The sequence below is a fragment of the Bradyrhizobium erythrophlei genome (assembly GCF_900142985.1).
Classification (GTDB): Bacteria; Pseudomonadota; Alphaproteobacteria; order Rhizobiales; family Xanthobacteraceae; genus Bradyrhizobium; species Bradyrhizobium erythrophlei_B.
Genome location: NZ_LT670849.1, coordinates 5,809,314 through 5,834,693 on the forward strand (window position 1 = coordinate 5,809,314; position 25,380 = coordinate 5,834,693).

Annotated in this window: 27 protein-coding genes; 8 read left to right on the forward strand and 19 right to left on the reverse strand. The window is 56.9% G+C overall.

Features of this window, described 5'->3' with window-relative positions; genetic code table 11:
* Nucleotides 1-58: 58 nt before the first annotated feature.
* Complete coding sequence (locus tag BUA38_RS27735) at nucleotides 59-850, forward strand: hypothetical protein (protein WP_072822971.1); 792 nt, start codon at nucleotides 59-61, stop codon at nucleotides 848-850.
* Nucleotides 851-1,180: 330 nt separating this feature from the next.
* Entirely contained in the window at nucleotides 1,181-1,420 is a 240-nt protein-coding gene (locus tag BUA38_RS27740; RefSeq protein WP_072822973.1) for a hypothetical protein, read from the forward strand.
* A 344-nt stretch (nucleotides 1,421-1,764) separates the two neighbouring features.
* On the opposite strand, the gene BUA38_RS27745 is transcribed toward BUA38_RS27740, so the two are convergent.
* The 5 genes from BUA38_RS27745 to BUA38_RS27775 all read right to left on the reverse strand — a co-directional run bounded on the left by BUA38_RS27745 (nucleotide 1,765) and on the right by BUA38_RS27775 (nucleotide 4,804).
* The gene (locus tag BUA38_RS27745; protein ID WP_072822975.1) at nucleotides 1,765-2,082 is read right to left on the reverse strand and encodes a PilZ domain-containing protein; all 318 of its coding nucleotides are present in this window, start codon (nucleotides 2,080-2,082) and stop codon (nucleotides 1,765-1,767) included.
* A 125-nt stretch (nucleotides 2,083-2,207) separates the two neighbouring features.
* Nucleotides 2,208-2,603 (reverse strand): response regulator, encoded by a 396-nt coding sequence (locus tag BUA38_RS27750; RefSeq protein WP_072822977.1) that lies wholly within the window; start codon nucleotides 2,601-2,603, stop codon nucleotides 2,208-2,210.
* A 439-nt stretch (nucleotides 2,604-3,042) separates the two neighbouring features.
* Nucleotides 3,043-3,378 (reverse strand): hypothetical protein, encoded by a 336-nt coding sequence (locus tag BUA38_RS27760; protein WP_072822981.1) that lies wholly within the window; start codon nucleotides 3,376-3,378, stop codon nucleotides 3,043-3,045.
* Nucleotides 3,379-3,381: 3 nt separating this feature from the next.
* The gene (locus BUA38_RS27765; RefSeq protein WP_072822983.1) at nucleotides 3,382-3,735 is read right to left on the reverse strand and encodes a hypothetical protein; all 354 of its coding nucleotides are present in this window, start codon (nucleotides 3,733-3,735) and stop codon (nucleotides 3,382-3,384) included.
* A gap of 790 nt (nucleotides 3,736-4,525) precedes the next feature.
* Nucleotides 4,526-4,804, reverse strand: coding sequence for a hypothetical protein (locus BUA38_RS27775; protein WP_072822987.1), 279 nt, complete (start codon nucleotides 4,802-4,804; stop codon nucleotides 4,526-4,528).
* Between the two features lie 1,801 nt (nucleotides 4,805-6,605).
* On the opposite strand from BUA38_RS27775, the gene BUA38_RS27795 reads away from it, so the two are divergent.
* Nucleotides 6,606-7,010 (forward strand): cytochrome b/b6 domain-containing protein, encoded by a 405-nt coding sequence (locus BUA38_RS27795; protein ID WP_156898761.1) that lies wholly within the window; start codon nucleotides 6,606-6,608, stop codon nucleotides 7,008-7,010.
* Nucleotides 7,011-7,667: 657 nt separating this feature from the next.
* Here BUA38_RS27795 and BUA38_RS27805 read toward each other — a convergent pair.
* A complete protein-coding gene (locus BUA38_RS27805) occupies nucleotides 7,668-8,501 on the reverse strand; it encodes an ABC transporter ATP-binding protein (protein ID WP_244553067.1) in 834 nt (277 codons plus the stop codon).
* A 205-nt stretch (nucleotides 8,502-8,706) separates the two neighbouring features.
* Between BUA38_RS27805 and BUA38_RS27810 the strand changes: the two genes are divergently transcribed.
* Complete coding sequence (locus tag BUA38_RS27810; protein WP_072826485.1) at nucleotides 8,707-9,222, forward strand: ureidoglycolate lyase; 516 nt, start codon at nucleotides 8,707-8,709, stop codon at nucleotides 9,220-9,222.
* A gap of 17 nt (nucleotides 9,223-9,239) precedes the next feature.
* Here BUA38_RS27810 and BUA38_RS27815 read toward each other — a convergent pair whose 3' ends face one another.
* On the reverse strand, nucleotides 9,240-10,004 hold the full coding sequence (locus BUA38_RS27815) for an ABC transporter permease (RefSeq protein ID WP_072823001.1): 765 nt from the start codon (nucleotides 10,002-10,004) through the stop codon (nucleotides 9,240-9,242).
* A 67-nt stretch (nucleotides 10,005-10,071) separates the two neighbouring features.
* Nucleotides 10,072-11,070, reverse strand: a complete 999-nt coding sequence (locus tag BUA38_RS27820; protein WP_072823003.1) for an ABC transporter substrate-binding protein — start codon at nucleotides 11,068-11,070, stop codon at nucleotides 10,072-10,074.
* A 1,138-nt stretch (nucleotides 11,071-12,208) separates the two neighbouring features.
* On the opposite strand from BUA38_RS27820, the gene BUA38_RS37155 reads away from it, so the two are divergent.
* Nucleotides 12,209-13,159, forward strand: a complete 951-nt coding sequence (locus BUA38_RS37155; protein WP_156898762.1) for a cytochrome b/b6 domain-containing protein — start codon at nucleotides 12,209-12,211, stop codon at nucleotides 13,157-13,159.
* Nucleotides 13,160-13,387: 228 nt separating this feature from the next.
* On the opposite strand, the gene BUA38_RS27835 is transcribed toward BUA38_RS37155, so the two are convergent.
* The 3 genes from BUA38_RS27835 to BUA38_RS37160 form a co-directional block, all read right to left on the reverse strand.
* Nucleotides 13,388-13,630, reverse strand: a complete 243-nt coding sequence (locus tag BUA38_RS27835; protein WP_156898763.1) for a hypothetical protein — start codon at nucleotides 13,628-13,630, stop codon at nucleotides 13,388-13,390.
* A gap of 869 nt (nucleotides 13,631-14,499) precedes the next feature.
* On the reverse strand, nucleotides 14,500-14,742 hold the full coding sequence (locus BUA38_RS27840) for a hypothetical protein (protein WP_244553068.1): 243 nt from the start codon (nucleotides 14,740-14,742) through the stop codon (nucleotides 14,500-14,502).
* Nucleotides 14,720-15,079: a hypothetical protein gene (locus BUA38_RS37160; RefSeq protein WP_156898764.1), complete on the reverse strand. Its 360-nt coding sequence runs from the start codon at nucleotides 15,077-15,079 to the stop codon at nucleotides 14,720-14,722. The genes BUA38_RS27840 and BUA38_RS37160 overlap by 23 nt, the downstream gene beginning before the upstream one ends.
* Nucleotides 15,080-15,775: 696 nt before the next feature.
* On the opposite strand from BUA38_RS37160, the gene BUA38_RS27850 reads away from it, so the two are divergent.
* Nucleotides 15,776-15,979, forward strand: a complete 204-nt coding sequence (locus BUA38_RS27850; protein WP_072823011.1) for a cold-shock protein — start codon at nucleotides 15,776-15,778, stop codon at nucleotides 15,977-15,979.
* A gap of 581 nt (nucleotides 15,980-16,560) precedes the next feature.
* Here BUA38_RS27850 and BUA38_RS37690 read toward each other — a convergent pair.
* The 5 genes from BUA38_RS37690 to BUA38_RS27875 all read right to left on the reverse strand — a co-directional run bounded on the left by BUA38_RS37690 (nucleotide 16,561) and on the right by BUA38_RS27875 (nucleotide 19,517).
* Nucleotides 16,561-16,716, reverse strand: a complete 156-nt coding sequence (locus BUA38_RS37690) for a hypothetical protein (protein WP_172806101.1) — start codon at nucleotides 16,714-16,716, stop codon at nucleotides 16,561-16,563.
* A 471-nt stretch (nucleotides 16,717-17,187) separates the two neighbouring features.
* The gene (locus BUA38_RS27860) at nucleotides 17,188-17,421 is read right to left on the reverse strand and encodes a hypothetical protein (protein ID WP_072823015.1); all 234 of its coding nucleotides are present in this window, start codon (nucleotides 17,419-17,421) and stop codon (nucleotides 17,188-17,190) included.
* Nucleotides 17,422-17,928: 507 nt separating this feature from the next.
* Entirely contained in the window at nucleotides 17,929-18,294 is a 366-nt protein-coding gene (locus BUA38_RS27865) for a hypothetical protein (RefSeq protein WP_156898765.1), read from the reverse strand.
* Nucleotides 18,295-18,406: 112 nt separating this feature from the next.
* Complete coding sequence (locus BUA38_RS27870) at nucleotides 18,407-18,586, reverse strand: hypothetical protein (protein WP_072823019.1); 180 nt, start codon at nucleotides 18,584-18,586, stop codon at nucleotides 18,407-18,409.
* 541 nt (nucleotides 18,587-19,127) lie between these two features.
* Nucleotides 19,128-19,517: a DUF1330 domain-containing protein gene (locus tag BUA38_RS27875; RefSeq protein WP_172806102.1), complete on the reverse strand. Its 390-nt coding sequence runs from the start codon at nucleotides 19,515-19,517 to the stop codon at nucleotides 19,128-19,130.
* A gap of 423 nt (nucleotides 19,518-19,940) precedes the next feature.
* Between BUA38_RS27875 and BUA38_RS27880 the strand changes: the two genes are divergently transcribed.
* A complete protein-coding gene (locus BUA38_RS27880; RefSeq protein WP_072823022.1) occupies nucleotides 19,941-20,165 on the forward strand; it encodes a hypothetical protein in 225 nt (74 codons plus the stop codon).
* 116 nt (nucleotides 20,166-20,281) lie between these two features.
* On the opposite strand, the gene BUA38_RS27885 is transcribed toward BUA38_RS27880, so the two are convergent.
* Nucleotides 20,282-20,503, reverse strand: a complete 222-nt coding sequence (locus BUA38_RS27885; protein ID WP_072823024.1) for a hypothetical protein — start codon at nucleotides 20,501-20,503, stop codon at nucleotides 20,282-20,284.
* Between the two features lie 2,035 nt (nucleotides 20,504-22,538).
* Between BUA38_RS27885 and BUA38_RS27900 the strand changes: the two genes are divergently transcribed.
* A complete protein-coding gene (locus tag BUA38_RS27900; protein WP_072823031.1) occupies nucleotides 22,539-22,748 on the forward strand; it encodes a hypothetical protein in 210 nt (69 codons plus the stop codon).
* Nucleotides 22,749-24,784: 2,036 nt separating this feature from the next.
* On the opposite strand, the gene BUA38_RS27905 is transcribed toward BUA38_RS27900, so the two are convergent.
* The gene (locus BUA38_RS27905; RefSeq protein ID WP_072823033.1) at nucleotides 24,785-24,964 is read right to left on the reverse strand and encodes a hypothetical protein; all 180 of its coding nucleotides are present in this window, start codon (nucleotides 24,962-24,964) and stop codon (nucleotides 24,785-24,787) included.
* Between the two features lie 17 nt (nucleotides 24,965-24,981).
* On the reverse strand, nucleotides 24,982-25,182 hold the full coding sequence (locus BUA38_RS27910; protein WP_156898766.1) for a hypothetical protein: 201 nt from the start codon (nucleotides 25,180-25,182) through the stop codon (nucleotides 24,982-24,984).
* Nucleotides 25,183-25,380 lie beyond the last annotated feature (198 nt).

Below are 25,380 nucleotides of genomic sequence, written 5' to 3' on the forward strand. Positions count from 1 at the left end.
CGACGTTGGAAATCCGGCCGTCCCACATCGGGCGACATTCGACGGGAAGGGAGCGCCAATGAATTCTACGCCGAACCTCAAAGAAGCTGAAGCCAATGATGTCTTGATCGCGCGCGCGGATGCACGGCTCGCGCACGCGTATGAACAGATCGCGCAGGCGGATGAGCAGCTTGCGCGTGTAACTGAACAGCTTTCAAGGATGGAGCAGGCTGCCCCGCGCCATCCTTCGGCTGTGCCGGGCCGGACGGCGTCGCGCGGCAGCTCGGCGCTACGTGGTCTCATCGGCTTGCTGTTGGCGGCGTGCATCGGTGGTGCTGCCTTCGTTTCCCAGTCGTCTTATGGCGATGCGGCCAAACCGATCATTTCACGGTGGGCGCCGTATCTCACGTCAACTCAGCTGGAAAATTCGGGGCTTCCAGCGCAGCCGAGGCCCTCTACAGTTCAGCTGGCCGCGGCGGAGGCAGCACCTTCGCAAGTGGTACCCTCGGCACCGGTCACCGCGCAAGACAGCGCGCCGGCGCTTGCCCCGACGTCTTCCGAGCTGGCACAGTTGTTCAAGGAGATGACGCGCATTCTCACGAATGTGGAGCAAGGGGTCGAGCAGCTCAAGGCGGGCCAGGAACAAATGGCCAGCAACAATGCAAAGGTCGTTGAGCAACTTAGGGCGGGCCAGGAGCAAATGACACGCCTCATTTCCAACACTTCCGAACGGAGCGTGGCACCAAAAACATCAGTGCCTCCGCCGCGGCCGACCGCTAGCCAGACGCCCAAGCCAGTACCAACGCATCCGTCGCCGCAAGCCCGAGTGCAGCCGCGGACCCCAGGGCAGTTGGCACCCCAAGCACAATAGTTCAGGCACAATGGTTGTTGTTGGCGCGCGGCAGCTGAAGGCGTGCCGCCGACGCGACCGGAAGCTTTGAAAAATTCGATCGGCACGTCGAGGTCAGGTTCTGGTACTTTTCCGCGTGCCGAATGACCATGAGAACGTCCGCTAATTGGGTGAGACCGGAAGTGAGTGGCGCGGACCGGCGCACAGCAAACGCCGCGGGGGGTGCTATGTCGCGGCCCAATTCGAGCACTTGATCTTCAAATTAAGATAAAACTACGATTTCCGATTAAGCGCTTCGTTCGCGATTTCCGATACCGTCCGGCCTACGTGTGCAGAGTGGAGTTCTGCTCGATGGGCGTGATAACAGAAAAGGAAGTAGATAGGTTCTTTGCCGAAGATTCCATGGGCCGCCGTTATACTGTCGTTCAAAAGCAGGACATGATTGTCTTCCGGCCATCAAGGGGCTCGGTGGTGAGAATTCCCGGCAAGATTCGCTACAGCCTAGTCACAGGCGAGCAGCTCGATGATCGCTTTGATGGCAGCCTCGTAATCATGAACGACGCTACTGTTCTCCATAAGGTCGAGACCTGACACCTTACGGTGCGGACAGATGCGGGTCGCGCTAAGCGCCGCCGGTGGCCGGTTTTTATTTGGAGCTACCCGCGCCCGCAATTTCCGGTTTTGGCACAAAACCGACAATCCAGTGCAGTCGCCTAATGTCTGTTGCTGGGGGAAAACCGGAAGTGGTGCTTCAATGCCGTCACTTCCGAGTTTGAGGCATAAACGGGCTTAGCTGTGAGACGCCGGTGCGCGAAGTTTCGCGCGGGCAGGGTGGTCTACCTTTGCACCTTGCTACAGGTTTGATCGAATGCGCATGGCACCGATCCGCCCCCACAGTGGAATAATTTCATCGTGTTCGCGCGATCAATCTGGCGTCAATCGGCCTGATCACGAGACCGCTGCTTGGCCTTCTTTGCGGACTTGCCGCGCGCAAGAAACTCGACGCCAATCTGGTTACCGTCAACGCGCACCAATTGGCAGCGGCGATACGCGAGGCCTGTCGAGGACAGAAGCAGAAAAAATTCCTTGAGGTCCAGTCCTTCGAGAGAACTTTCGACGAGTAAGCGTGCGCCTGTCTGGGACACGTCGATCATCAGGCAGTCCCTGCGCCACGTCCCGTCAATTCCCATCATGAAGACAGGAATGCCCCGTTCGAAATCGACCCGGTCACTCTTTCGGGCACCATAGGTCATTGTGCAATGCCATCCCGGTTAGGATGAAATCGTATTCGTCGCTTCAAAGGTTGCAGCGGGTGCAACATCAAGAATACCGAGAGAATTGTTAAGAAATCGAAGCCCATCGTTGGGCGGCTAATGCGCTAGGCCGGGACTATCGGCGTGCCGCTGTTGAGCAAATTTGCGAGGGCAGTGACAAGTTGAGCCGTGGCGAACGGCTTCTCCAGCATGACGCTGTTGGGAACGCCCTTGGAGGACCATTCTGCTGCGTTAGCGCCGCTCATGTAGATGATAGGAAATTCGGGGTCGATCTCTCGGGCTTTCTGCGCGACTTCCCAACCGTTAATTTTGCCTCGTAAACGGATGTCGGTCACCAGCGCACGATATGCACCCTGCATCCCCGTTAGGAGTGTGACGGCCTCTTCTCCTGATGCGGCGACAGCGGGTTCAAATCCGCCCTCGCTAAGGGCATCTTCAACCACAACTTGAATAGCGTCATCGTCCTCAATTACGAGGATCACCGGAACGTTCTGGTTCAACCTATTCCCCTATCGAAACCCAACCGGGCATAAGTTCAAAAGTAGGCATTTGGTTCCCGGCTCGCTCTCGAAATTTTCGGGTTGAACCTCGGGGGTTTATTCAGAATTGTGGCGTCATCGTAACCGGGGAAAGTCTGTCCCACGATGCCAAGCTCTGATATGGCCGCCGTCGAACATCCGCCTTGCCCGACCTGCCACGAACCGATGAGCCTATTGCGGTCAACGCCAAACAGTTTTGGCTTTGAGGTGCAGACGTTCGAATGCGAGACGTGCGGGCAAGCCAAGATCGTAGAGGTTATGGACCCGTTGGACGAAGCAAAGGGCTGGCTTACGGCACGTGGCCTACAGCCGCCGGAGTAACCTCGCCGGGCGTTGGCTCACCGAGCGCGACATGCAACCGCCAGCGTGATTTCTTGTTCGGGCGTTCTGTACGGGCATGTTAGATGAACTCGCGCGACGTTAGTTTTGGAAGCTCCTTCTCAGAGTTAATCCCGATGCTGGTCCCTTTGAATTTCACTCCAATTTGGGTCCCGTGTGTCCAGCTTCTCTCACAACGGCGGAATACAGGATTGCCGAAGCCAGTCAGCAAGAGAAAAAATTCGCTACTTTCGAAAGCGCGACCCGTAAGCTCGATCAGAGCTTCGTAGTCGGAAATGTGGATCAAGTGGCCCTTTTCACACCCCGTCCCGTCGATGCTCGTCACCGTGATATTGAGCGGCCGCTCGAATTTGACGCGGGGCTCGTCTTTTTCCTCGATTATCATTGCAGCGGGCATTTATTACGCGGCAATTTCCAGCGCATCGCACCGCGCTAATGCTGTCGCCATCAGCATCGGCAATGCTTCCATGTAGGCTCTAATGTAGCCGACCTCATACGCTACCGAGCTATACTCAGTCCCCGAGGCTTCGGTGCTAGCTTCCTCACCACCCTCGCATGCAATCTCGTCGGCGTCCTTTTCACACGCAGCCAACAGGTGCTCGAACCTCTCGCGTGCGGCAGGGTCCAGAATTGCGGCCTTGTGCGTTATGATCAGATCGCCCCGTGCCTTGGCCTTCACATGGTCCCGCACGGATTGGCGCTTCCGATCCTGTCCCTCGGAAGTGCTGCGTTCCTCTTTAGCTTCGGTCAGCATCGTTGTTCCTTTTTATTTTTTGGCGTTGAGCATTTAGAAACGCAGATTTCTGTTATTAATGAATGTGCGGTTTGGCTGCACTATTTTTAATTTGTACTTTTCTGGAACCGGACCCACAGCGCCGCGCCGTCGCCGCCGGACAACGGCAGGTGATAGTCTGGGCGATGACATAGAAGGCTGGCTAAAGGGCTAACTTCGCCGCAGAAAAGTCAGACGGATTTGTTTGTCAGTTAGCAGCGCGTCTCCGCGAGATGCGGGACCGAACGCCAATCGATCTCCGGATCGGGAAGCCACGAAAGGCCATCGTCAATCACCTGGCATTCGGAAATAGGTCTTGCTCATGAGCGTCAGCGGCGCGTTTAGCGTCCACGCATGTTGCGAAGCGTGCAGGCTTCGTGTCTCGCAGCATGTGGGGAAGTTAAACCTGGCACGTAGCCACGGACCTGTTCCTTGTAGCCGCCGCGCGTCAGGTCCCGCACGCATACGGCTGTCCAGCCTAGCTCAGCTATCAGTTTCGCTAGACGGCGGAACGTGCCTGCTGTGCGGTTACGCTGGGGTACCTCAAGCATATCTAACAGCGACTGGCTGCTGACACGCTCGAAGCCATCAAACTCGACCTTGCCGTGGACACGGTGCAACGGTGCCAGCCAAGGATCGCTGGGACAGTTAATTGCCAAACTCTCTGCTCGTAGTTTCCCCAACACGGACATCGGTGCTGCTCCCTCAAGTTCTCGCCGTCCGTGCAACGCGTCGCTGGTGATCGGCTTCCTGCCGCTGAAGCTCTTAGTACTCATCGGGTGTTGCCCAGAAGCCGCTCCCCGTCATGCCGGCGGGTGGCGAAGTGGCTGTCTGAAATAGCGGCGAAATAACAAATCGAGCGGGGGCCATAGTGGGCAAGGAACTTATTCAACCGATCGACCCGGTGTCGGCGAAAGGCGATTTCAGACGCAGCGCAGTTTGGCGGCAAGATGATCGACGCCGGAACGGCGGTCGGTCGCAGCGCCGCGTATTCCGTCGCGGCGTCCCAATAGTCCCAGTCAGCCAGTTGCTGCGCCACGAACCCGGCCATTGGTGGGCGCTCCCGGACACCACATGTTGTCCATCATTTTAGGATAGAACCGTTCGGTTCGTTGATAGGCTGAGATTGCCCGCCTCCTCCATTATATCTCGCAAGACCAACTTCGCGGGCAGACGGTCCCGGGCCGACCCAATAACCGGGACCGTTCTCTTTTGGGCACGATCTCAAAGCGGTTGGGGGATCACGCAAATGCGCCTCATAGCAATGCTGTTTCTCGTGCTGTCGCTGGCCGGCTGCAATGGCGACCGCATCAAGGACAGCATGAATGTGCCCCAGGTGCGGCCGCAGACGGTGCTGAGCTAAAGGCTTATGCCGCCAGCCCGCGCCGCTGGCCGCGTCCTTTGCTCGCGCCAATTTCGGCCGTGGCTTAAAGACGATGGGTGAACGTCAGCGCTGCCTTGCGCGCCTAGTCGAGATTGGGCCGAGGAGGAAGAAGTGAAGGCGTCGGCTCCACTTGTGGCGACGGGGATCCATTGCTGGTGTCGCAGCAGGATCGCGGTCCTAAGAAGTCGAAGATGCATCAAATTTCGACTGCTCAACATCTCGCGATTTCGCGTGTTCGAAGGAATGTTAAGGCTCGAGGACCGGTCAGTCAGATAGCAGCGTTCGCGAGTAACGCTGAGACCGGAGACCGACAATGAGCAAATTTGCACTTCTGACCACGACGACCATCCGAATGTTGCCAACGCTGGCGTAGCGCACGCTGGTCAAGCGATTTCACAAGAACTTTATGGAGGATGCGACCAATGTCACGAGTCAAGCAAGCTTCGAAGCAGAAACGCACAACCAAAGCCGCCGCCGTGCTGGGTGCCGCCGGACTGAGTTTTTCGCTAGCGAATAGTGCATCCGCATCCACGATGCCCACTTTCGCTACCCCGCACTCTGACAATACCTCGCCCAATCAGCGCTTCGTTCTTAGCGAAGAGGAAATGGCCGACATTAGTCTCGCCACGTTCTATCTCTTCGATAAGGAAAACGTTGGCACCGGCGTGCAGCTAGCCCGCGGAGGTGGTTGCGGTGGCGGTGGCTGCCGAGGTGGCGGGGGGTGCGGAGGTGGCGGGGGATGCGGAGGTGGCCGAGGTTGCGGCGGTGGCCGAGGTTGCGGCGGCTACGGCTGTGGTTACGGGTTCGGTGGCTATTGGTACGGTGGCTACGGCGGTTGCTGCGGATCCTGGGGGGCGTGCCGTTATTGCTAAGTCCCACGAAAAGCGCGGTTGTGACGGTCGGCGGATCACTTCTGGTCTCGCTTGCGATCATTGCAACCAGTTCGCTAATTAGCCTTCCGAAGAGTGCGGCCTTTCATTCGGGCCGCAGGAGGGACCTCGCATTCGTGAACGATTGAGGCGGGGATGATGATTACGTCTGGGAAACCGGCTCCCCTCTGGGCCGGTATCGCGGCGAGCCGATCGAACTCGTCGACGGCCGCAAAGCCGTCCGAAGTGTCGTACCGACAGGCGGCGAGACCGGCCAAGTGCCCGTATTGGCGAAGGCCCGCCCACCCCTGACACCGAACAAGATCTGATCGTCGCTCCATGGCGGCTTTTGTCCGGCCTCATAGCGGAACTGTGCGAGGCCAAGCTGGAGTAGCTTTTGATCATCGTTGAGATCAATCACGGTGTCGGAGGAGAAGCGACGCTGATTAGGCTGCTTCCGCGTTCCGCTCACGATCGATGAATATGTTTCACTGGACGATAAATGGCCCGAACACGGATAGGTGACCTCGGAATAGAGTTGCCGGCGCGCAAGTCTCTATCATTAGGAACTTCGCAACGAGAACCTGGAGCAAACGGGCATGACTGAACCTTCTGATGGGTCCGTCCTCGACGCGACCTTCGAAAGTGAAAGCTTCGACCGTATAAGCATTGCTCTCCATTGGATCGCAGCACTCCTCATTGTCATGATGTTTGTTACCGCATGGTCGCGCGAAGCCGTCGACCACGACACACGCCTTGTTTCATCATTGATGACCGCTTACCGAACGACGGGCGTTGTGACATGGATCGTGGGGTGGGTGCGTCTCGTCTGGCGGTACAATTTCGCCTATCTACCGCCAATTCCTGAGAACATGTCGAACCTGCAACAATGGGTCGCAAAGGCCAATGGTCTCGGCAATGTCCTGTTTCGCGGCCGCTCTTTTTCATCGTTCATTTGGGGAATGCCAGATTCAGCGCGCTGGACTGCCGTACGCCAACGCTAATATGCAATACGTCCCGCTCTGGTTCCAACATGAGCATCTTCTTCAACTGCGATGGTGAAGACGCAAGCTCGCATCGTGAGAAACATTTGCAGAGGCTGCTAGTCTGGAAGAGTTTCACGATCTGGTCGCCCTTTTCGGCGACTCACGAAAGCCGACATTTTGCCGAACCATTTAAACGAGCTTTTCTATGACCATTCTCACGGGCGGCGAACTCGAAGTCCTCATGGGCTTACGTTTGAACTGGGGAAGGCTTTATTCGAACGAGATCACGCGGCTCCAGAACGAGGATGGCTCAGCCGACTACGGCGCGGACCTTGCACACGGACCTGCGAACCAGGTGGAAGGCGTGTTTGGTGTTCTCCATGAGATGCCAACGGACGGCGACCTGGTTGGCAGGGGAGTGTCTAGGCCGACGCATCCGGACCATGATCGATGGATCTCGGCTCACAGTCAGTTGACGGCGAACGTCCTTCGATTTGCGAGGGCCGATGATAGAAGAGTTATTCTATAATCGGTCGCGCCCCACGAAGCGCCGGCCGACGATCGGAATGACCTGCGTAGAAATACCTGAAGACTCACTTCGAGCGGCACCGGCGGCGCGATCGCGATAGTCACAGCTCGCTCCAGATTGCCTTGAATATCCGCTTCAATTTGCGTCTATGAGCGTCTTACCTCACGTTGGAACACGTTCAGGCAGTGTGCCTTTGTGCGCACAAATTCCGGTTCGGAAAGCGTCGATAGGCCGCGTGGCCGCGGGGCGGCGACGGGCGTGAAGTCGGCTACCCGCGCCGGATATCGTGAGAGTAGCAGCACCCGATCGGCGAGATAGACCGCTTCCTCGAGGTCGTGCGACACCAGGACCATCGTTGTGCCGCTTTCCATGAAAAGGCGCTGCAGTTGCTCGCGCATGAACAACGTCATTTCATAATCTAGCGCGGAGAACGGCTCGTCCAAAAAGAGGATTTCCGGTTCAACCACAAGCGCCCGCATAATCGAAACGAGCTGCTGTTGTCCACCGGACATCTGATAAGGGAAAAGACCGAGGTTTAACTTTATTCCAAGTCGCGCGACGAGTTTCTCCGTTCGGGCACGCCGCTCGTCGTTGGGTACCTTCATCATCTTCAGTGGATAACAGATATTGTCGAGAGCGGTCAGCCAGGGAAATAGCGCTTCCCGGTAATTCTGGAACACATATCCGAATTTGATCTCTTTGAGCAGCATACCGTCGAATAAGACCTGGCCGGCGTCGGCCGGAATTAGCCCGGCTATAATGTTGATCAACGTACTCTTTCCGCAGCCATTCGGCCCGAATATCGAGATTAGCTCACCGCGTGGAATGTCGAGATCAAACTTGTCGTAGATGACTGTGTTATCGAAACGCTTGCTCAACCCGCGGATGGTGACGTGCGGCCGTCGATCAGCGGCGAGTGGCAGACGTTCCACTCGCTGGCTGACGTGCTCAAAGCTTAGGCCATCCTGCAACGGTGTCACGACTGTACTCTCTCCGGCTCGGCTATTAGTGCTTGACGGAGCAAGACTCGTGCCCTCGCGGAGCAAAATCGGGGTCGGTAACAAAGGACTGTCGACATTATCCCTTGGTCGTTGTCGATTGAGCTCGGACCAAGCAGGCCTTTGTTGTCTTGCCTCGAATAGCCATTTTTGATCTTCTTGGAAGACCAAGTTGGAGAACACTGTCGTGAATGTCCGTCCCGCGTTCAAAATTCAGGTTCAAGCTCTCGAAACGGCCGCGTTCGCGCCGTTCGGAGAGATTATCGAGGCCCGTCGAACCGCCGGACAGTTCGAGAATAACCCTTATGATCCAGAGACTAGTCCGGAAGAACCCAAGCTGACATTGACGAACGGGACACCTAGATTGTGGATCATGCACCTTAGAAAAAACGGGGTTGTATTCACGAGTTTGGCTCGGCATCGCCGCACGAGCCAATGCCTTGGCTCCCTACACGGGAAGGAGTGGTTTATCGGCGTTGCCCCACCAAACGACTTTGCCGATGGAACGAAGCCGGAGCTGAATCGCGTTTCAGCCTTCCGCATTCCCGGAGACTGCGTGATCAAGCTCCATGTCGGTACCTGGCACGCTGGCCCGCACTTCGTTCACGACGAGTGCCTATTTTTTAATCTCGAGAACCTGGACACAAATAAAAGGGATTTCGACAGGGCCGAGCTGCCGGGCGAATTTGAGATGGTTTCCTGAGCAAGGGATTTACGACGTTATTTGCCGCCCCAATGGACGAATTTCTTTTCGATCGAGAGAAATATCCAATTCAGACTGTAGCCGAGCGCGCCTGCGGCGAAAATGGTCGCGTACATGGACGGCATATCAAAACTCATTTGCGAGTCGATCAGTCGGCGCCCAAGGCCGTCGCTTGAACCGATGAACATTTCCGCGACGATGACAATGACCAGCGATACCGACACACCATTGCGCATTCCGACGAAAATCTGAGGAAGCGACTCCCAGGCGTACACATCGAAGAGGACACGCACTTTCGACGCACCCATTACCCTCGCGGCGAGCACACGCGTTTTGCGCGAATTCATGACCCCGTAAGCGACGTTGAAAAGGATGACGAGACTCGCGCCAAATGCAGCGACCGCGATCTTGGTCTTGTCGCCGACGCCGAACAGCACCAGAAACAGCGGGAACATCGCCGAGGTGGGCGTGGAGCGGAAGAAGTCGACCACGAATTCGAGCGAACGATAGATATCCTCATTCGAGCCAAGAATAATACCGAGCGGAATGGCGATAAGGCACCCGATCGCAAGCGACGCCGTCGTACGCCAGATCGTTACCTCAAAGTCATAAAGTAAGTTCTGATTGGCAAATCCGTCGATCAGAGCCAAAAGAGCTTTCCATGGCGACGGCAACAGCACCGGATCAAACAGCTGTGAGGCAGCGAGACCCCACCAGGCGCCCAGGAGCGCAATCACGCCCAGGAAGGGCCGTGCGGCGCGCAAAATACGTCTGAGCTTCATGAGAGCCTTTCGTAGCGCCTTGGAATGCCCGGATAAGGTGGCATCGGCACACTTGCCATCAGAGCCATTACTTGTCGAGCGTCACCAAATATTTTGTGACATCCACCTGCCCCCTGACGATGCCCTGAGTGGTCGCGAAGTCCATGTATTTCTGGAAGTCCGCAATATTCTGGGCGGTTACCTGATCGGCCATGGTGAATTTAGGCACTCCGACCTTCATCACCAGGTCGGGCGGCACTGAGGTATTGACTTTGAGAGCCTCGCGCGCACTCGGATCCCTGTCGATGGTTTCGATCGCCTTGCGCCAGGCAATGGCATAGCGGCGCGCAACGTCGGGTCTCTCGGTGGCGAACTTGGTCGTGATGGCTCCGCCCGCGGCAAACGCCATCGCGTCCTTGCGGCCGAGAATGTGGGTTGCGACCACACCACCTTCCAGCTCGACGGCGCCGCCACTCGCCTTCAGCATGGTTCCGGCCGGTTCAAGCGTGTAGCCGGCATCGAACGTGCCCGCCGTCATCGCGCTGACATGCAGGTTCACGGGCAGGTCGGTCATGGTGTAGTCTTTGCCCTCTTCCAGCCCGTTGGCCTTCAGCACGGCTTTGGCAAAGGTCACGTTAGCCGGCCCGGAAGCTGACATGATCTTCGTCGCTTTACCCTTAAGATCCCTGATCGAGCTCACGTCGAGCCCCTTGCGAACGACAAAGATCTCTTGCCGGTTCTGATCGTTCTGACCGTTGATGGAAAGATAAAGAATAGTGTTTTTCGTGATCAGGTTGACGTTGAAGGCCTCAGTGGTGACGATGGTAGGTGCAGCCTCCAGATCGCCCGAAAGAAAGCTCTGAATGATCAGAGTACTTGAAGCCATTCGGGTCGGAACCGGTTCGATTCCCTGTTCGGCAAAATAGCCGCGCTCAACAGCAACGAAAAATGGGAGCGCCGACGATACCGGGAAGACTCCGACCTTTACCTGGTCGGCAGCCTTCGCATCCGTCGCAAGCAGGAACAATACAGCCGTTAGGATTGAAGTGAAGACGCTGCCGAAACCTGGTTTGAAATGGCGAGGCATAATTTCCCTTTGATCGAGGTGAAACATGAAGAAGGGCAGTCGTCGGCGACTAACGCGTCTTTAGTGAGCGGAGTTCAACATAAAATAAGGAAACCGCAAAGCATCAGACGGAGGCAGTGTGGGAGATTTTTTGGCCAATTTTCTTGGGGAGTGATGGTTTGCCGCGGGCCCGGAGGGTAGCGCCGCGCGCGAGTCGTAAAAGCCGCCTATCCTTGTCCTGAGAAGAGGCGATCCATTTGATCGAATTAGGATCGGCGAACGGCGAGACTTTGAAATCGAGCCCGCACTTCTGCGCTTCCGATAAGAGCCAGTAGAGCGGGACGAAGGCAACGGCATCGTCCGGATATAGGCTCTCAATATCTGTCCGTGGCCTTCGCGGGGCGCGGGAAGCTTCCGTGTCAAGCTAAGTAATCTATCGTCTTATAATTCATGCTGAAACCAATTCGGGCCGACGGTTCGATCGCGGTCAATCGAGTGAGGTTCTCCACCGCATGACCCCACGGCCGGTTCGATCTCGGCGAGAAATTGTCCGCCTGCTTGGGTCGAGAGCCGCTCAAGTTGTCATCAACGATCCAATGACCAAGACTGGTAACAAACCCAATACGATTGCCCAAACGACGAAGGCAGTGACCATTAAGACGTCTTGTCTCCACAAGGCCGAGCGACCAATCGGATACTTGGAGGAATGAATCATGTTCATTGTACGCCTTGCTCCTCTTGCGGATACAACTAAGCAAAAAGATTCAAGCGCGGTCGCAGATCGCGTTTGGAGCCGCGATTGCCGTTGATAGAGTTACCGACACGAAAAAAAGCAAACGCTTAGCCATTGAATGTGTCTCCGTCTGATTCTCATTTGCGCGTCGGCGCCTCTGATCACCAGACTCCCAGTGAATTCGGGATATTCCTGAATCCCCGAGTGTTGAGATTTCTTTCAAGCCATCGTGAAAAATAACAGTCGTGCGTTCTCGCGTGGAAGCGACGCTGATTAGGCTGCTTCCGCGTTCCGCTCACGATCGATGAATATGTTTCACTGGACGATAAATGGCCCGAACACGGATAGGTGACCTCGGAATAGAGTTGCCGGCGCGCAAGTCTCTATCATTAGGAACTTCGCAACGAGAACCTGGAGCAAACGGGCATGACTGAACCTTCTGATGGGTCCGTCCTCGACGCGACCTTCGAAAGTGAAAGCTTCGACCGTATAAGCATTGCTCTCCATTGGATCGCAGCACTCCTCATTGTCATGATGTTTGTTACCGCATGGTCGCGCGAAGCCGTCGACCACGACACACGCCTTGTTTCATCATTGATGACCGCTTACCGAACGACGGGCGTTGTGACATGGATCGTGGGGTGGGTGCGTCTCGTCTGGCGGTACAATTTCGCCTATCTACCGCCAATTCTTGAGAACATGTCGAACCTGCAACAATGGGTCGCAAAGGCCAATGGTCTCGGCAATGTCCTGTTTCGCGGCCGCTCTTTTTCATCGTTCATTTGGGAAACACGATCTGTCCATCATCATCTGATCAGACGTGACCACCAATCGGCGAGGAATCTGCGAAGGTTCGCCTTGCGCCGTCCTACCGCGGGATCGCGCTACCCAGAAGGCCCCGCACCGCACCCCATCACGGTGACAGGGCCCGCCGCGGCCCCGCTGCCACCTGCCTGCCTTGCGCTGTGGTGGTGGGGCCCCCGAGGGAGGAAGAACACAATGCCGTTTCGAACCGTCGTCTTGATTGCCGCCTCAGTTATCCTTGGCATCTCGAAGAAGGTCGCAGTCATTCTTGAGGCACTCGATTTCCCCAAGATCGATCCTGTGGCGCGCAGCACCTTGCAGCGCTGGGTCTATCGCGCTGATAAATATTTCGGCGGAGACCGCGGCGACATCCTGCTCACACTGCGAGCGATCGTCGAATCCGAAGGAAACGGTCCCGATGCGCTTCTCGATCCGATATTGCGTGCAGTCCATTCCGTATGCCGGCCTGAGTGGACGAACCGAGGCATCGATTGGATTGCAGCCTTCGACCGGATCGATTTACGCGCGCTCCATCAACAAATGCGCGATCTCAAAATGCTTCACTCGGTCTGATCTGGGCACCTATTTCGCCGCCGCCATCAGGAGCCGGCTCCGGGAGATCTCGGCCCCGACGTCGTGCAACCGCCGGTTCGGCGATCAACGGTTTCGACCCAAGGATGTCACCGAGCGAACTTGGAATGACGTCCTAGCTCTTCGCAAACAAAGCAAGAAGAAACCGGCGCGGCGGGCCCCGCATTATGTGTGTTTGTTTCCTTGAGGAAGGCGCGGGTGACGGCGGAGTTAACGCAACCTCCCCCTTTGAAATTCTAATGTTTCATAGCAACGCTTGACGTAGCCGACCAAGCCGCCTTCCGACACGTGTCCTAATTGCGTGATTGCGGTCCCAAATCCGGCTTCGTAGGCCTCCGCTCTCAATCGCTCTGCCCGCGGAGCGTGAAAGTGTTCGATTTCGTCGAAGCCATTTTCAAAATGGCTAAGGTTTTTGGTGCACCAAGTTTCAAGAAAATTCTCGAAGTCGCTCACTTTGGTGGGCTCGTTGACATGCAAAAGAGACGGCCCCGGTCGTTGAACCGGACCGTCTGCCCGCTAGGCTTGGGGCGGGGTCGATCGCGCGAGCAAACCCAGCCTAGCAACAACCAAACGGTTCTATCCACGCATGTTGGACAACATCCTGTGTTAGGCCCTAAGCTTCGTTTGGGTCCTGACCTGGGATGATCCGATGGTGCTGTCTAGGACACTCGGGAAGGCAGATTAGAGCCCGCGCCAGTTCCCAGTACGGAACACCGGGCTTCCCCGGAAGCCTCGTACCTTACGGAAAACTATAGGATGTCTCTTGCCGGAGGAGAAATTTTATCACCGGCAATTGTCGACCCGTTAGTAGGAGGAGCGTGATGACAAAGCGCGGCCCATCGTTGAGAACATCGCCACAGAGAGAGCCAACCTGTGCAGCAAATCGCCAATCTGGAAGCAAAGTTGGATCTTCTCAATTATCGCGGGCGCTTACCCGGACCTTGCGTCGACGCCACGCGCGTAAATTCAGCCAAAGGAGAACCAGGCCTGCAACGATGAAAAAGATCGTTAGCGCGTCCAATAAAACGGACGGCATGATCGCCTAAAAATCAGTCGGCGCCAGCGTCCCGCTGCGACGGCAATAACGCTTCCAGAAGACTGCCGGGTATTCCGAATGTACGTGGTGGCCCGCGCAGGGAGTGATTCAATCTAGCGTCGTAGCGCACGGCCAGATCCAGCAGTCGTCGCTTGATGAACGGGTCAGCCCTCTCGGCTAGGAATCGGCAATGTGCCGCACGCTGCTCTAAAAATTTACTGTCCATCACACCCACCCCTGGACGCAACAAAACACCAGCCATCTCACACCTGTCGCCGCGGTTGAGTCAATGGCCGCGACGGCTGCCGGGGAAGTTGGTGTGATTTCTCATGTGCAAAAACATGGCTTTCACGTCGGAAAGCCCAAGCGCTTGCTCGCGCGGTCCTTGGTGTTCTCTAAGGGCGTGAAGCTGTCGCAGCGCAATCTCATCCCGCTTGTGCCGGTCTTCTTCAGCGAAGTACGCCTTCATGTCCTTAATGAAGGCGTGGGCAACGGCGGGCGGAAGATCAAGAGGCTTGCGGATCACCATTGCCAGGCCTCTGCTCAGGATCATTGGTCGGCTCGCCGCTGTCTGGAGGTTCGTCCAAACGCTTGGCACCGGTCAGCATGACGATACTCACATCGTGAAAAAACAGGGCACTATGAGCATTCGTTTCATATGTGGCTTTTTCCGCCGCGCGTGCCATGCGCAGCCTGATTGCGGGCGGCAGTTCTGCCCCATAAGGCCCTTCTCTGGTTACTTCGTCCCAATGGGCCTGTACCCAAGCGCGGCAGATTTCGTCAGCGTCAGCCTGCCACTTCGCCCGTAAAACCAATGTTGGTTTTCCGTCGATATCGAGGGTGAACGTTGACAGCGAAAAGCTCACAGCCTCCTCGTACAACAGATTCCGCAGTGCTGGCCCGTTTGCCCCTCATTACGCGAACATATCCGCGCCAGTTTGCGTAAATCTGAGATAGGTCCCGCTTTCGTGCAGTACAATCCAGCCGCGCTCTATGGCGCGCTTGGAGGGCCGGCCAGGTACTGCGTTGGCCTGTCTTTGATCTCGAACAGGATTCCGCGGATCGGATCCGGAGAGAAGCCGCTAGGGGTTGGGGCATGACGGCTTGACCTTACTAGAAGCCGCGAATCACATAATTTGTCCCCGCGGCACCTCGGGAGGAAGCCCTTGGCGGACACCCTTGATCAAGATGTACGCGTGCTCCGAAATTGGCTGAGGAGCGCATGGCGCCAGCTTGCGGGCTCCTCAATGACGCGCTTTGAGCGGCAAGAGCTCCGGAATGATATGAGAGAGGCGGAGGTCGCCCTCCGGCTCACACTAAAGAGATTGGCAGCCCGAGACAGGGTTCGCGCCGAGGCGTATGCCAACTATTCGCAGCTCAAGCTTCCTGATTTTCGCGTCTTAAGAGTCGTAAGTCCCGACCGCTAGGTCGCGCAGCAACGCCATTTTCTTTACCCCCGCGAGGAGCCGCCGCTGATCATACCCAGCGGCGGCTTTTGCTTGTGAGTCCGTGCCGGATGGCCCTAAGCTGCCTCTCGTGGTTGTGAAAATGGGAGTGCGGACGTGGCGACAGGGACGGTGAAGTGGTTTAATCCGACCAAAGGTTTTGGATTCATTCAGCCCGACAGCGGCGGCAAGGATGTGTTCGTGCACATTTCGGCCGTCGAAAAAGCCGGCCTGAGCACCCTCAATGAAGGTGCCAAGGTGAGCTATGAAGAGAAGGAAAACCGCGGAAAAACATCCGCGGAAAATCTAAGGGTTGGCTAGGTAATGGCTCAAGCCCGCCGGCTCGCCCCGGCGGGTTTCGCTTGTGCAAGGCGGGCGCAGTTCAGTTAAGGCCCAAACGTTCGTCCTCGATAAGGATCTGGTACAGCATGTCGTCGATCATGCCGCCTACTTGGCGCTGGGTCTGCGAAACATGATGTGACAGGGGCGCGAATCTTAGCGGCCTCGAATTTCTCTATAGGCACGTTGGCGACGCGAATTGCTTGCTTCTGTTGATCAGCGGAGATGCCAGCATTCGCGGCGACCCTCTCGCCGCGTTCGTTCAGGAGCAAAAAGAGGGGCGCCCCCCTTTTCTGTTTGATCTCCACCACGACCATCGAACCGCTTCAGCAACTCACCCATCCTACGAGCGCTTGGATGCGGTCGGCGAGTAAACGTGCTGGCATATCAAACCAAGCGTACGATGTCGCTTCATGGCACGAAACCGACATTTCGATGCAGTCGCCGCATGTCGGCTGTTGGGGGATCAACGGACCTTGGCTGGGACGCGGCTCGAAAGCTGATAATGACCCGTTGCGGCGCAGCGCACTTGCGTGAGTGCTGCCTGATTCCCCTCTAAACGGTTAGTCGCGTTCGAAGATCTTGGCGCCCGGGTAGATCCGGCGGGCGTATGCAACGACCAGCCCGCGGTCCTGCGTTTCCAAGAACGGACTGCGGATCTGACACGACCCGACGATGAGGTGCCACATGCCGTTAAACTTCTGGATGATAACGTTCATGGGAGTGCTTCCTCCCATTCGCGAGAAACTGACCGAGCCGATGCCTTGGCCGCATCGGCGTGTGCAGCTTTCTCAGCTCGCCGCTCATAGTTCTCAGCGAGCGCCTTAAGCTGACCCGCAACACGTTGGTCCGTCATCGTTTGGGCCGCCCGGAGTATGGTCCGTGCCGTGTCCAAGTATGCTTTGCTCAGCATTTTCGCCTCCACAATCCCAGTTCGAACGGCATAACGCCGTCGACTACAACCAATCACAGAGAGACCGACCGGACCATTGCACGAGCGTTTATCAGTGCGTTACATTCGTTTGAGACTAAGGATACTTAGGTTTACGGTCGACCACCTGCGCGCCTCGCTCGTGGGCGTATCTTGCGTAGGGTAGAATTGATGTTCGGCTGCCGTCGCAACTTTGGAGCCGCGCCGTCGATCAGCCTGTGGCAGAAAACTGGCCACCCCGGCTTTATGTCGCATGTTCTCAGTGTGTGTAGGTGCGAACCACTTCAAGCGCTGAGCTGCAGTACTGTGCGTCATCGACGTCGAGATCGTTTGAGCGAACCCAGATTCGGACACCGTCTTCACCCTCCACCGGCACCCAGCCCATCGCCATCGCCGTCACTTCGGCCGCTATTTCATCCTTGATCGCTACAGTCACAAGATATAGCGACAGCACATCATCGGAAGTTTCTCGCACGCGACTGTTACCTTTCATGTGCTTTTCTTAATGTTCTGGTCGCAGGTCACTTGCTTGATAGTAAGTGCGCCAGTCTCTTCGCGAGCGCAGGGGGCGTGCCGGCGCTAGAGCAGCTCGAACAAGGGCGCAACCGAGCGTGGGCAGCGATACCATCAATTGTGCTGAGGGTTTTGCCCGTCGGGGCTCAAGGCCGCCGCCGCGGTGTGTTAGCGATATCGGTGCCGGTCTCCTTGTCCAAGCCGGCAACACCTATTGCGCCCAAGACTTCGCCGTTCACGCGTATAAGGAAGTCGTCTTAGCGTGGGACAGCTCAGTCGATCGTTTTTAAGCGACAAGCTTGTCAGGGCGCATGCGGACAAAGAACGGGTGACGGAAATTGACCGTCCGGCATGAAAGAGATCGCCGTGCTAACGATCTCGGCCCACACGAAAGAGAGCGAACCAATGCTTCCGGGCCGTGCAGCACGGATGCAAGACGACGAGTCTAATGCTTGCCGCCGTCCGACACTCAGCGCCGTCTGGCCATCTATCGCCGCGGCGCCATCGATTGCGTCCCGGTCTCCTCTTTCGGCACCGATTTCAAATCTTCGGCAATTTGCAGGCAGCTGAGGAGATCGAAATAGTCCAGGGTACCCAACGAGCGAGCATCAGCCTGACATCGGTTCCGTATGGAGACCGAGGTTGATGCCCAGAGGGCACCAAGCTGCCGTCTTGCAGCTTCCTCATCACGCACACAATCCTGGTCGCTCTGGTCAAGGGGTATCTGCAAGTCTTTCGCGTCGGCCGATCTGGTGTTGCATACCGCCTTCACGTTTATCTCCGGCTCCCCGGCAAATGCGGACGGCGTGGCAAGGAGCAGTAACACTGCTAACGACATAGCGGTACGCATCATTTCGGACTCCTCATGCAATGAAGCGCGGGTGAGAAAACGTATGGAAGGGATGCAACTACGGACCGACTGAGGGCATGCGCGTCGGCGGCCGCGTTACTTCCGCTTGTGGCGCCTAGTAACAGGGGTGGACGACTAGTTTTTCTTCGGTCAGAAACTGTAGCGTGCCGTACCCCTCCGTATCGACGGCGTATCGAAAATTGCCGTCGTCCGTCGAGAAGACGGCAATAACGACGCCGCTTTCATGATCGTCGGTCGCTCTATCGACCTTATCGCCAATCGCAAACTTTGACATCGAGAACTCCAACTCCTTCAGGAAGATATATCGCAGGTTGCGTGCGAGCCCGGTTAGCGATTGTGTGCCGGAGGCCTCGGCTACGAATCGAGAGGTAGGGGTGAGTTCGGCGAGCCGCCATTGAACAGAAGTTTAGTCGAGCTAGATTTAGGTTTTGATTTGCAGGATCGCGCGCGTGGATTCGCAGCACATAAACTGTATGCGCATCAGCTTGGCCGCCGTTCCTGTCGGCACGACATAGACCAACCCGTCCTCCAATTATGAGAGCGTGACTGCCGTCCTGCTCGTTGGCCGATCACGCCTGCTTGAAATTTGTAACATGCAATTTAATGGCGGCAGCGAAACGCTTTCCGATCGGAGTAACAGCACGCTAGCGTATGCCGCAACACCGTCATCGCCGCCACTGCGGTCGCGTCTCTCGTAGAATTTCCAACAAACGTACATCGATCGCGGAAACACCTTTAACTGAATCTCAAGGCAACTCATCCGGTGAAGCGACCGTACTGCTTGATGCTGCGATACAAGAGAATGAAGCGGACCGTTACTTTTCGACTTCAACGAGGTACCTTCGTATCACCTTGGACGCCTTGTCGCGCTGGGGTGCAAGGTCCGCCCAGGCTTTCGACTTGTAGAATGCGACGGCCTCATCCACGCTGCCCCACTCGGTAATCCCCACACTCTTGGGGGCTGGCCCTCCATCTATCTGAACCACTCGTCCGGCCGTGGTGTGCAAACTGTGACCGTTGGCTGCTTCGATCACCTTGCGGGCGGCGGGCAGCGAAGCGGCTTGGGCTGAAGCATCGAGGGGTTCAAACTCAGCGATAGCGTAAGCCTTCAGTTTGGCGCCTTGAGCGTGGAGGCCCTGAACCGCGATAGCGCCGATTGCGACGCCAGCCAGCAATACCATTGCGATTTTATGATTGGATCTCATGGCATTCCCTCCGATTGTGCGAATAGGACGGATGCTCACCATCATTTGGGCGCAACTCGCCCTAGACGTGAGTAGCGGCGGTCAACTGAAGGTTCAAGCAATTCGTCTACTTTCGGCTTCGCGGGCGCGACGTGAAGCTTTAGCGCCTTTGGGAGGCCGCTAGACTTGGGGCAACGAATGGCGGCGAGATACAGCGAGTCGTGGGTGCGTTCAGCATCGACAGGCACTCCGGCACGTCCGATACCGCTGAATGAGGAGCCCAATATTTGGGCCGAAAAAGACGCTGACCAAAAAACTTGCTCGCCGCTTTGTGATTGCTAGCGCAGTAATAATCCTCATCGTCAAGCGACACATCCTTATCAGAAGACGCACAAAGCGAACTGCATTTTGCCTTCGCTAAGGCGTCTCATCAAGGAGACGTCCATGCACACGACATTTTTCAAAGTTCTTGGCGCAACACTGATTGCCGCGACAACGGTTCAGATGGCAGGCGCCGCCGAGCACCACGCACGCAAGGCACACGCAACGGCGATCCAGCAATTCCGCAACAGCAATGCTTACGCCGCACCCCGTTATACTGCAGCGCAGTCGCCGTACTCGTCGAACCTAGCCGAGAGCGCGATGACGTCTGGCCTCGCCGGTCATTGATCCGCGAGGTATTACAGAGGAGCCCCGGGAAATGCCGGGGTTTTCTGTTGGTCGGCGTTGAACACGCGCTCGACGTGTCGGCATACGCTATTGAGGCGCGGCAGCAACCCGCGATTTTAGTCGCGGGAGTCCAACTCGAATGGCTGCAAGTCAAATGAACCAAGACTGTATTCGTTGTTCGCACCGACCTGCTGCACGAGCGTGAACGCTGCGTTCGGAAAAAGCTCCCAGATTGCGAGGTCAGCCGGTGTGATCGTCACCCAACCAAAAGTGTACATGTACCTGCCAGGTTCTTTGACCTCTCCAACTTTCTTCCATGTGACCTTATTGACAGGCATGGTCCCCTCATCGGTCCTAGCTTAATCCGACCCGACCATAGACTAGGTACAACATGCCCTGGAGGATAAGGGCGGCGAAGAAATACTTCATGCTATCGCCGCGCGGCTCGTCGAGTTCTCGATTGAGGTCCAGTTGCAAAGCATTGCGAACACTTGGCGAGGCTGCCAGCCGCCGTCGTCGGCTCCACGCTCTGCGCAATAGGCGCCTGATCTCATTTTCCTTGGGCGGCCTGTTCACTTTCCCTTCGCCTTCATTAGTTCGACCAACCGGTAGCCTCAGCTACTTGCCGCGCGACCGGCTATCCACGTAGCGCCGCCGACCGCTGCAAAGAACACAGCTGCCATCCAAGCCTGCGGGTCCGTCAGCTTGTTTGCAGCAATTGCTAGCACAATCGTTAGCGCCGCTATCCCGCACACTGAAGCTATCACCATGCAGCACAGGACAAGCACCTCGCGGAGAAAGGTTTTCATTTCCCTTCGCCTTCAGCCCGCTAGATCAGGCAGTCAATAATACTGCTCCTGCAAAACCATCCAAATGACCCCGTGAAGGAAGACACGGTGAAGCAGGCGGAGACAAAATTTAATCCAAAGGATTTTCATCCGGAGAAGTTGCCGAAAGGCAAGTTTCGCTAGTCGAATTTCGAACGCATCTCCGGCCGCGGCTGCGTTTTGCGCTTCGGTGCCTTTAGTGCGGCGCGACGAATATGGGCGCGAGTCGGCTCTTCGCCGGATTCAAATTAAACCATCAGGGGCCCAGCGTACGTTTCCGGGAGGTCGTGCGCGCTGGGCCCCATCTGCTACTCGCCGGACGCAGCGAGGCAAGCATTGGACTTGCAAACAGTGTGCCGAAGCTCGCGAAAAGGCCGGACACGCGGCGGCGGTCCGGCCAGTCACACCAGCGCGTACTGGCGGAATATTGCTTCTATGCCCGGGACGGGGGTCGAACGGGCACGATCAGCATACCCAAGCTTTATGACAACTCGGGCGGGCGGGACCGACGGCACGGCGCGTTAGGGCAATAAGGGGGACCATGCCCTCGTCGCGGCCCGCCCCAGAAATAAGCCGGCGGGAGGGGGCGGTGTTCCGCGGATTTTTATTCCGGCGCGGGCGTGGGCTTAGGGCGGATCTATCAAGTGCCTTCGGCGTTATGACGCCATGGACCCGCAGACGAAGCATGAACTCTGGCTTTTGGTGATCGGCACGGCCCTCCTTGAGGTGCCGGCCGTCGTGATCGCCCTTACGGTTTTGACCCACTAGAGCGGGCCGCAACAATCTCCGGGGCGGCGTCGCGGACAAAGGCGAGACTCCCAACCAGCTCGCAAAGATTTGCTGACGTTGCCCACAGCCGGCAAACTTCGGACTCACCAACGGGCCTTCGCGGCGGGGCAGCCGCGACGAGATAGTTGGAGACTGTTGCAGCCGCGCTATTTCCACCAGGCCGCATTGTTGCCATGATTGGTTTCAGCCGGTCGGTATCGGCTAGCGCACTGGCATGGCTAGGCTCGGCACACCTTCGGCGGGGGTTGTGTGCCGAGCCGCCGGCAGTGTAGTTCGCGGTTCGTCGCCTATCTGGCGCGGGGCTTCGGTCCCGCGCTCTTCTATACGAAGCAGCAACAGACCACCGCGAGAAAAAAGTCATATGCCAAATCTGGAGATATCGCCGCCAAAACCATCCCGGCGCTAAGAGTGAGGGCAATCAATTTCAGAGTAATCATGTTTCAGATCCTCCTTTGATGCGCGACTGCACGATAGGAGGCATCGGTTTCCGGGTGATTTCGCCGGGCCCGAATTTGGTTTCAGGATTGTATCGTGGGAGCTTCGGTCCCGCACGCTAACGGCCCGTCAACTTGATTGCCGTTACGTTTCTGGTGTCGCACGCTTAGCGATGCCTTTTGGAATGAAACTCACAGAACCCGCCGACTCAACTCGGCGGGTTTTCCATTATAGGCATTAACTTGAAATTCATTGCGTTAGCCGGTGGCTTGCAACTATTGACTGCGGCTTTGGTTGCCATCCAACCAAAAGGAACAAAACAATGATGGAAAACGGCGCGCGATTACTCTCATGTTTCAACGAACGCTGTCGCATTTTGAGCGCCGCAGCGCATGTCGTTCGTCAAAGCGCAACCCGAAACGGCGACGACTTTGACGGATGGCGCCTATCACGCCTCATGCGCGAGGCTGAGACGGATGCGCAAGTCAATTTTGCCGAGCGAAAATACAACGATTGGCGACAAATCAATTAGGGGGCGGATCAGCTGCCGTACTCGCTCCGCGCTTCAAGGTCTCGCCGGCTGGGCGCTAATGGGTCAGGTAAGCCTCGACCGCATGCACCAGAAAAATGCTGGCACTGATCGCTGCAGCGACCGCAATGACAATTTCGAACATTGGACCGGATCCCAAAAACAAGTGCGCTAATCATTGCCTGAGGTTTCTCAGGCCAAGCTGCGGAACTGCGTCACGCAGGAGCGGAAATAGGCTCGATACAGAATGTTGAGTATGTACGACATGATCTGACTCCATTGTCTGATCTACGCGCGGTGAGGCTGCTCCTTGGTCTGTTTCAGGAGTATGTTGTCGAGTGGTAAATCGTGTTTCGTGGCCTGGTGTCCCTAGCCGGCCGTAAAGGGCGCGGTTTCGGTCCCGCGCTCACACCGCCGGTGAATGCCCCAAGCCCGCCGGCTCAGCGCGGCGGATTTCTCTTTTGGTGTTGTCGGGCGTGGCGAGTCGCTGCTGCCCTTCAAGGCGGTGCTGCTTTCGGAGTGCGCGCGCGGCCGAAAATCTGGCAGCCCAGCGCTGTTCGCACCGTCTTTCGATGTCCAAGGGGATATTGCTCATACCTGAAAAGCTCCGGGTTTTGCGGTCGCCCCCGGTCTAAAGCGTCAACGCGCGCGGGCCTCTAAAGGTCCCGCGGGGAATCAGTGGCGCATTTAGGCCTTCAAGTTTTGATGGTCGGTTGATTATGGCAGGATTGTTCACTGGTAAGCGGACAGGCCGAAGCGCATCTTTGGAACATGTCCGAATCAGGTCATCGATCCTGTAGATGCGGCGCGGTTTATAACCGCAGCGAGCACATTGCAGAGGCTCGCGAGATCAGCAGCTTTGAATGCGCGGTGTGCGGCAAGACCATCGAGAATTGGAACTCCGCTTGGGTGCCTCGATATCGGTTCATCGCCTGTCCAGCTACGGAGAGAGTGCTGTCTGACGAATTAGGGAACTCGCCCTGTTAACCTTGCTTGTTCTTGCTTGTTCTCGGGGTCGCTGACGTTCGCTCGTCGCGACCTGCACGGTCGGTCGGCCGAGTCTTCCCCCAGCCAGGCCGGCCGTGCCCCTCTGAAGCAAACGAGGGTGTTGTGATTCCGCGGCGCCGATCGGCCTGCACGTCCAGCCCGCAAACCAAACACTCACCAGCGGCCTTCCTAGAGTCACCTAGGGCAGCCCGCCAGTGGCTGGATTGGAACCTAGCCTCGAAAGCCCGATTGGTTTTTGGGCCGCTGGTGTCCGCCGATGCCGCGACCTGCACGGCCGGCCGCGAGCTCCCCCTTAATAGCGCCGGCCGTGCTTGCGCGAACCTAAGCTAACGCAGCCTTTTCGGGTATCTTCCCGGTCCCACCGCATGAAGGGCAGCGATGGAATAGGATCTTCCGGCCCGGCTGGACGCTGCACATCCGCAGCTCGTTGCCGGTCCCAAAACACTCTTCACAGTCTTTGGTTCGATCACTCAAATGTAGTCGCCTGCGTTTCGCAAAGTCTGTTCCGAATCTCATCGCAATTGCGCTGAGCGCGGTTCCTTTCGCGCGTGGCACGGGCGAGAAGCTCATAGCGGCGCTACAGAAGGCCGGCACTGAGTTCATCCCGGAGAACGGGGGCGGGGCAGTGGTGAGGCTAAAGAAACGGAAGCGGTAGTACGAGCAATGCCAAAGCCCCATACGGGCAGCCAGCAGTGCTCGCGAGCGGGACCCAGTGCCGTTGCTGAGCTTGAACGCTGATCATGATCGAAGGGCGCTCAATTGAAAGCTTGCTTTTGCCATTTCATCGATGGGACAGCACCGCTGGCTTGATAAGGGCCGTCACCAGTGACAACTATTCTGCATCGGGCTACGTTGGACCCGACACGCCGGCAACGCATCGAACGCCTCATTCAATGAAGGCATTTGCGGCCGGTGGCTAGGCTCAGGCTACGTCCGAGCACCGCTCGGCGCGGCTAACTCTAGGCAAGCGAAACGCAACGACATAAGCCGTCGAGGGAAGCCTTGGCGGCTTTTGCGTAGGGAATCATGCTCTAGTCTTCATCCGGCTCGCGCACGACCGCCGGTTCGTCGTCGTGTTCCTCTTCTTTTTCTTCTTCGTCGTCCTCGTCGTCTTCATCAGGATCTCGGGGCGGCATAGCGTTGCCGATGATCAAGACGGGACTTTCGTCGATCAAACTGGTGCAAAACTCCTCGGGGACGCTTCGGATCATATTGCTTCTCCGATAGCTCAGGCAGCGGTAGCCAATTTCTCAAATGCCGAACTTTTCAGACGGTTGAGGTCGCGCTCGCCGGAAGCGGCTTGCTTGAGGATATGCTCCGCTACCTCTAGCGGCGTGACGGATTGGCGGACCAAGAAACGCCGATCCGCGACAACTTCGTTCATAGCCTGCCGCATAATGGCAACGGTCGAGGCATCAAATTTTCGCATCGAATCATCCATCGCTCACAAATCGTTGGGCGCGTCTTAGAGTTCTTTTGTGTGGAGATGATGAACTGAGCGAGGCCCAGGCAAGGCAGATGCGCACAGAAACGACCCCGGCTCGGGCGGCGTACCGAGTTTCGAAGCTGACCAAGCAGCTGCTTTTTAGATTGCCCTCTTCCGGAATTGGAATAGCCTGCTGAAAGC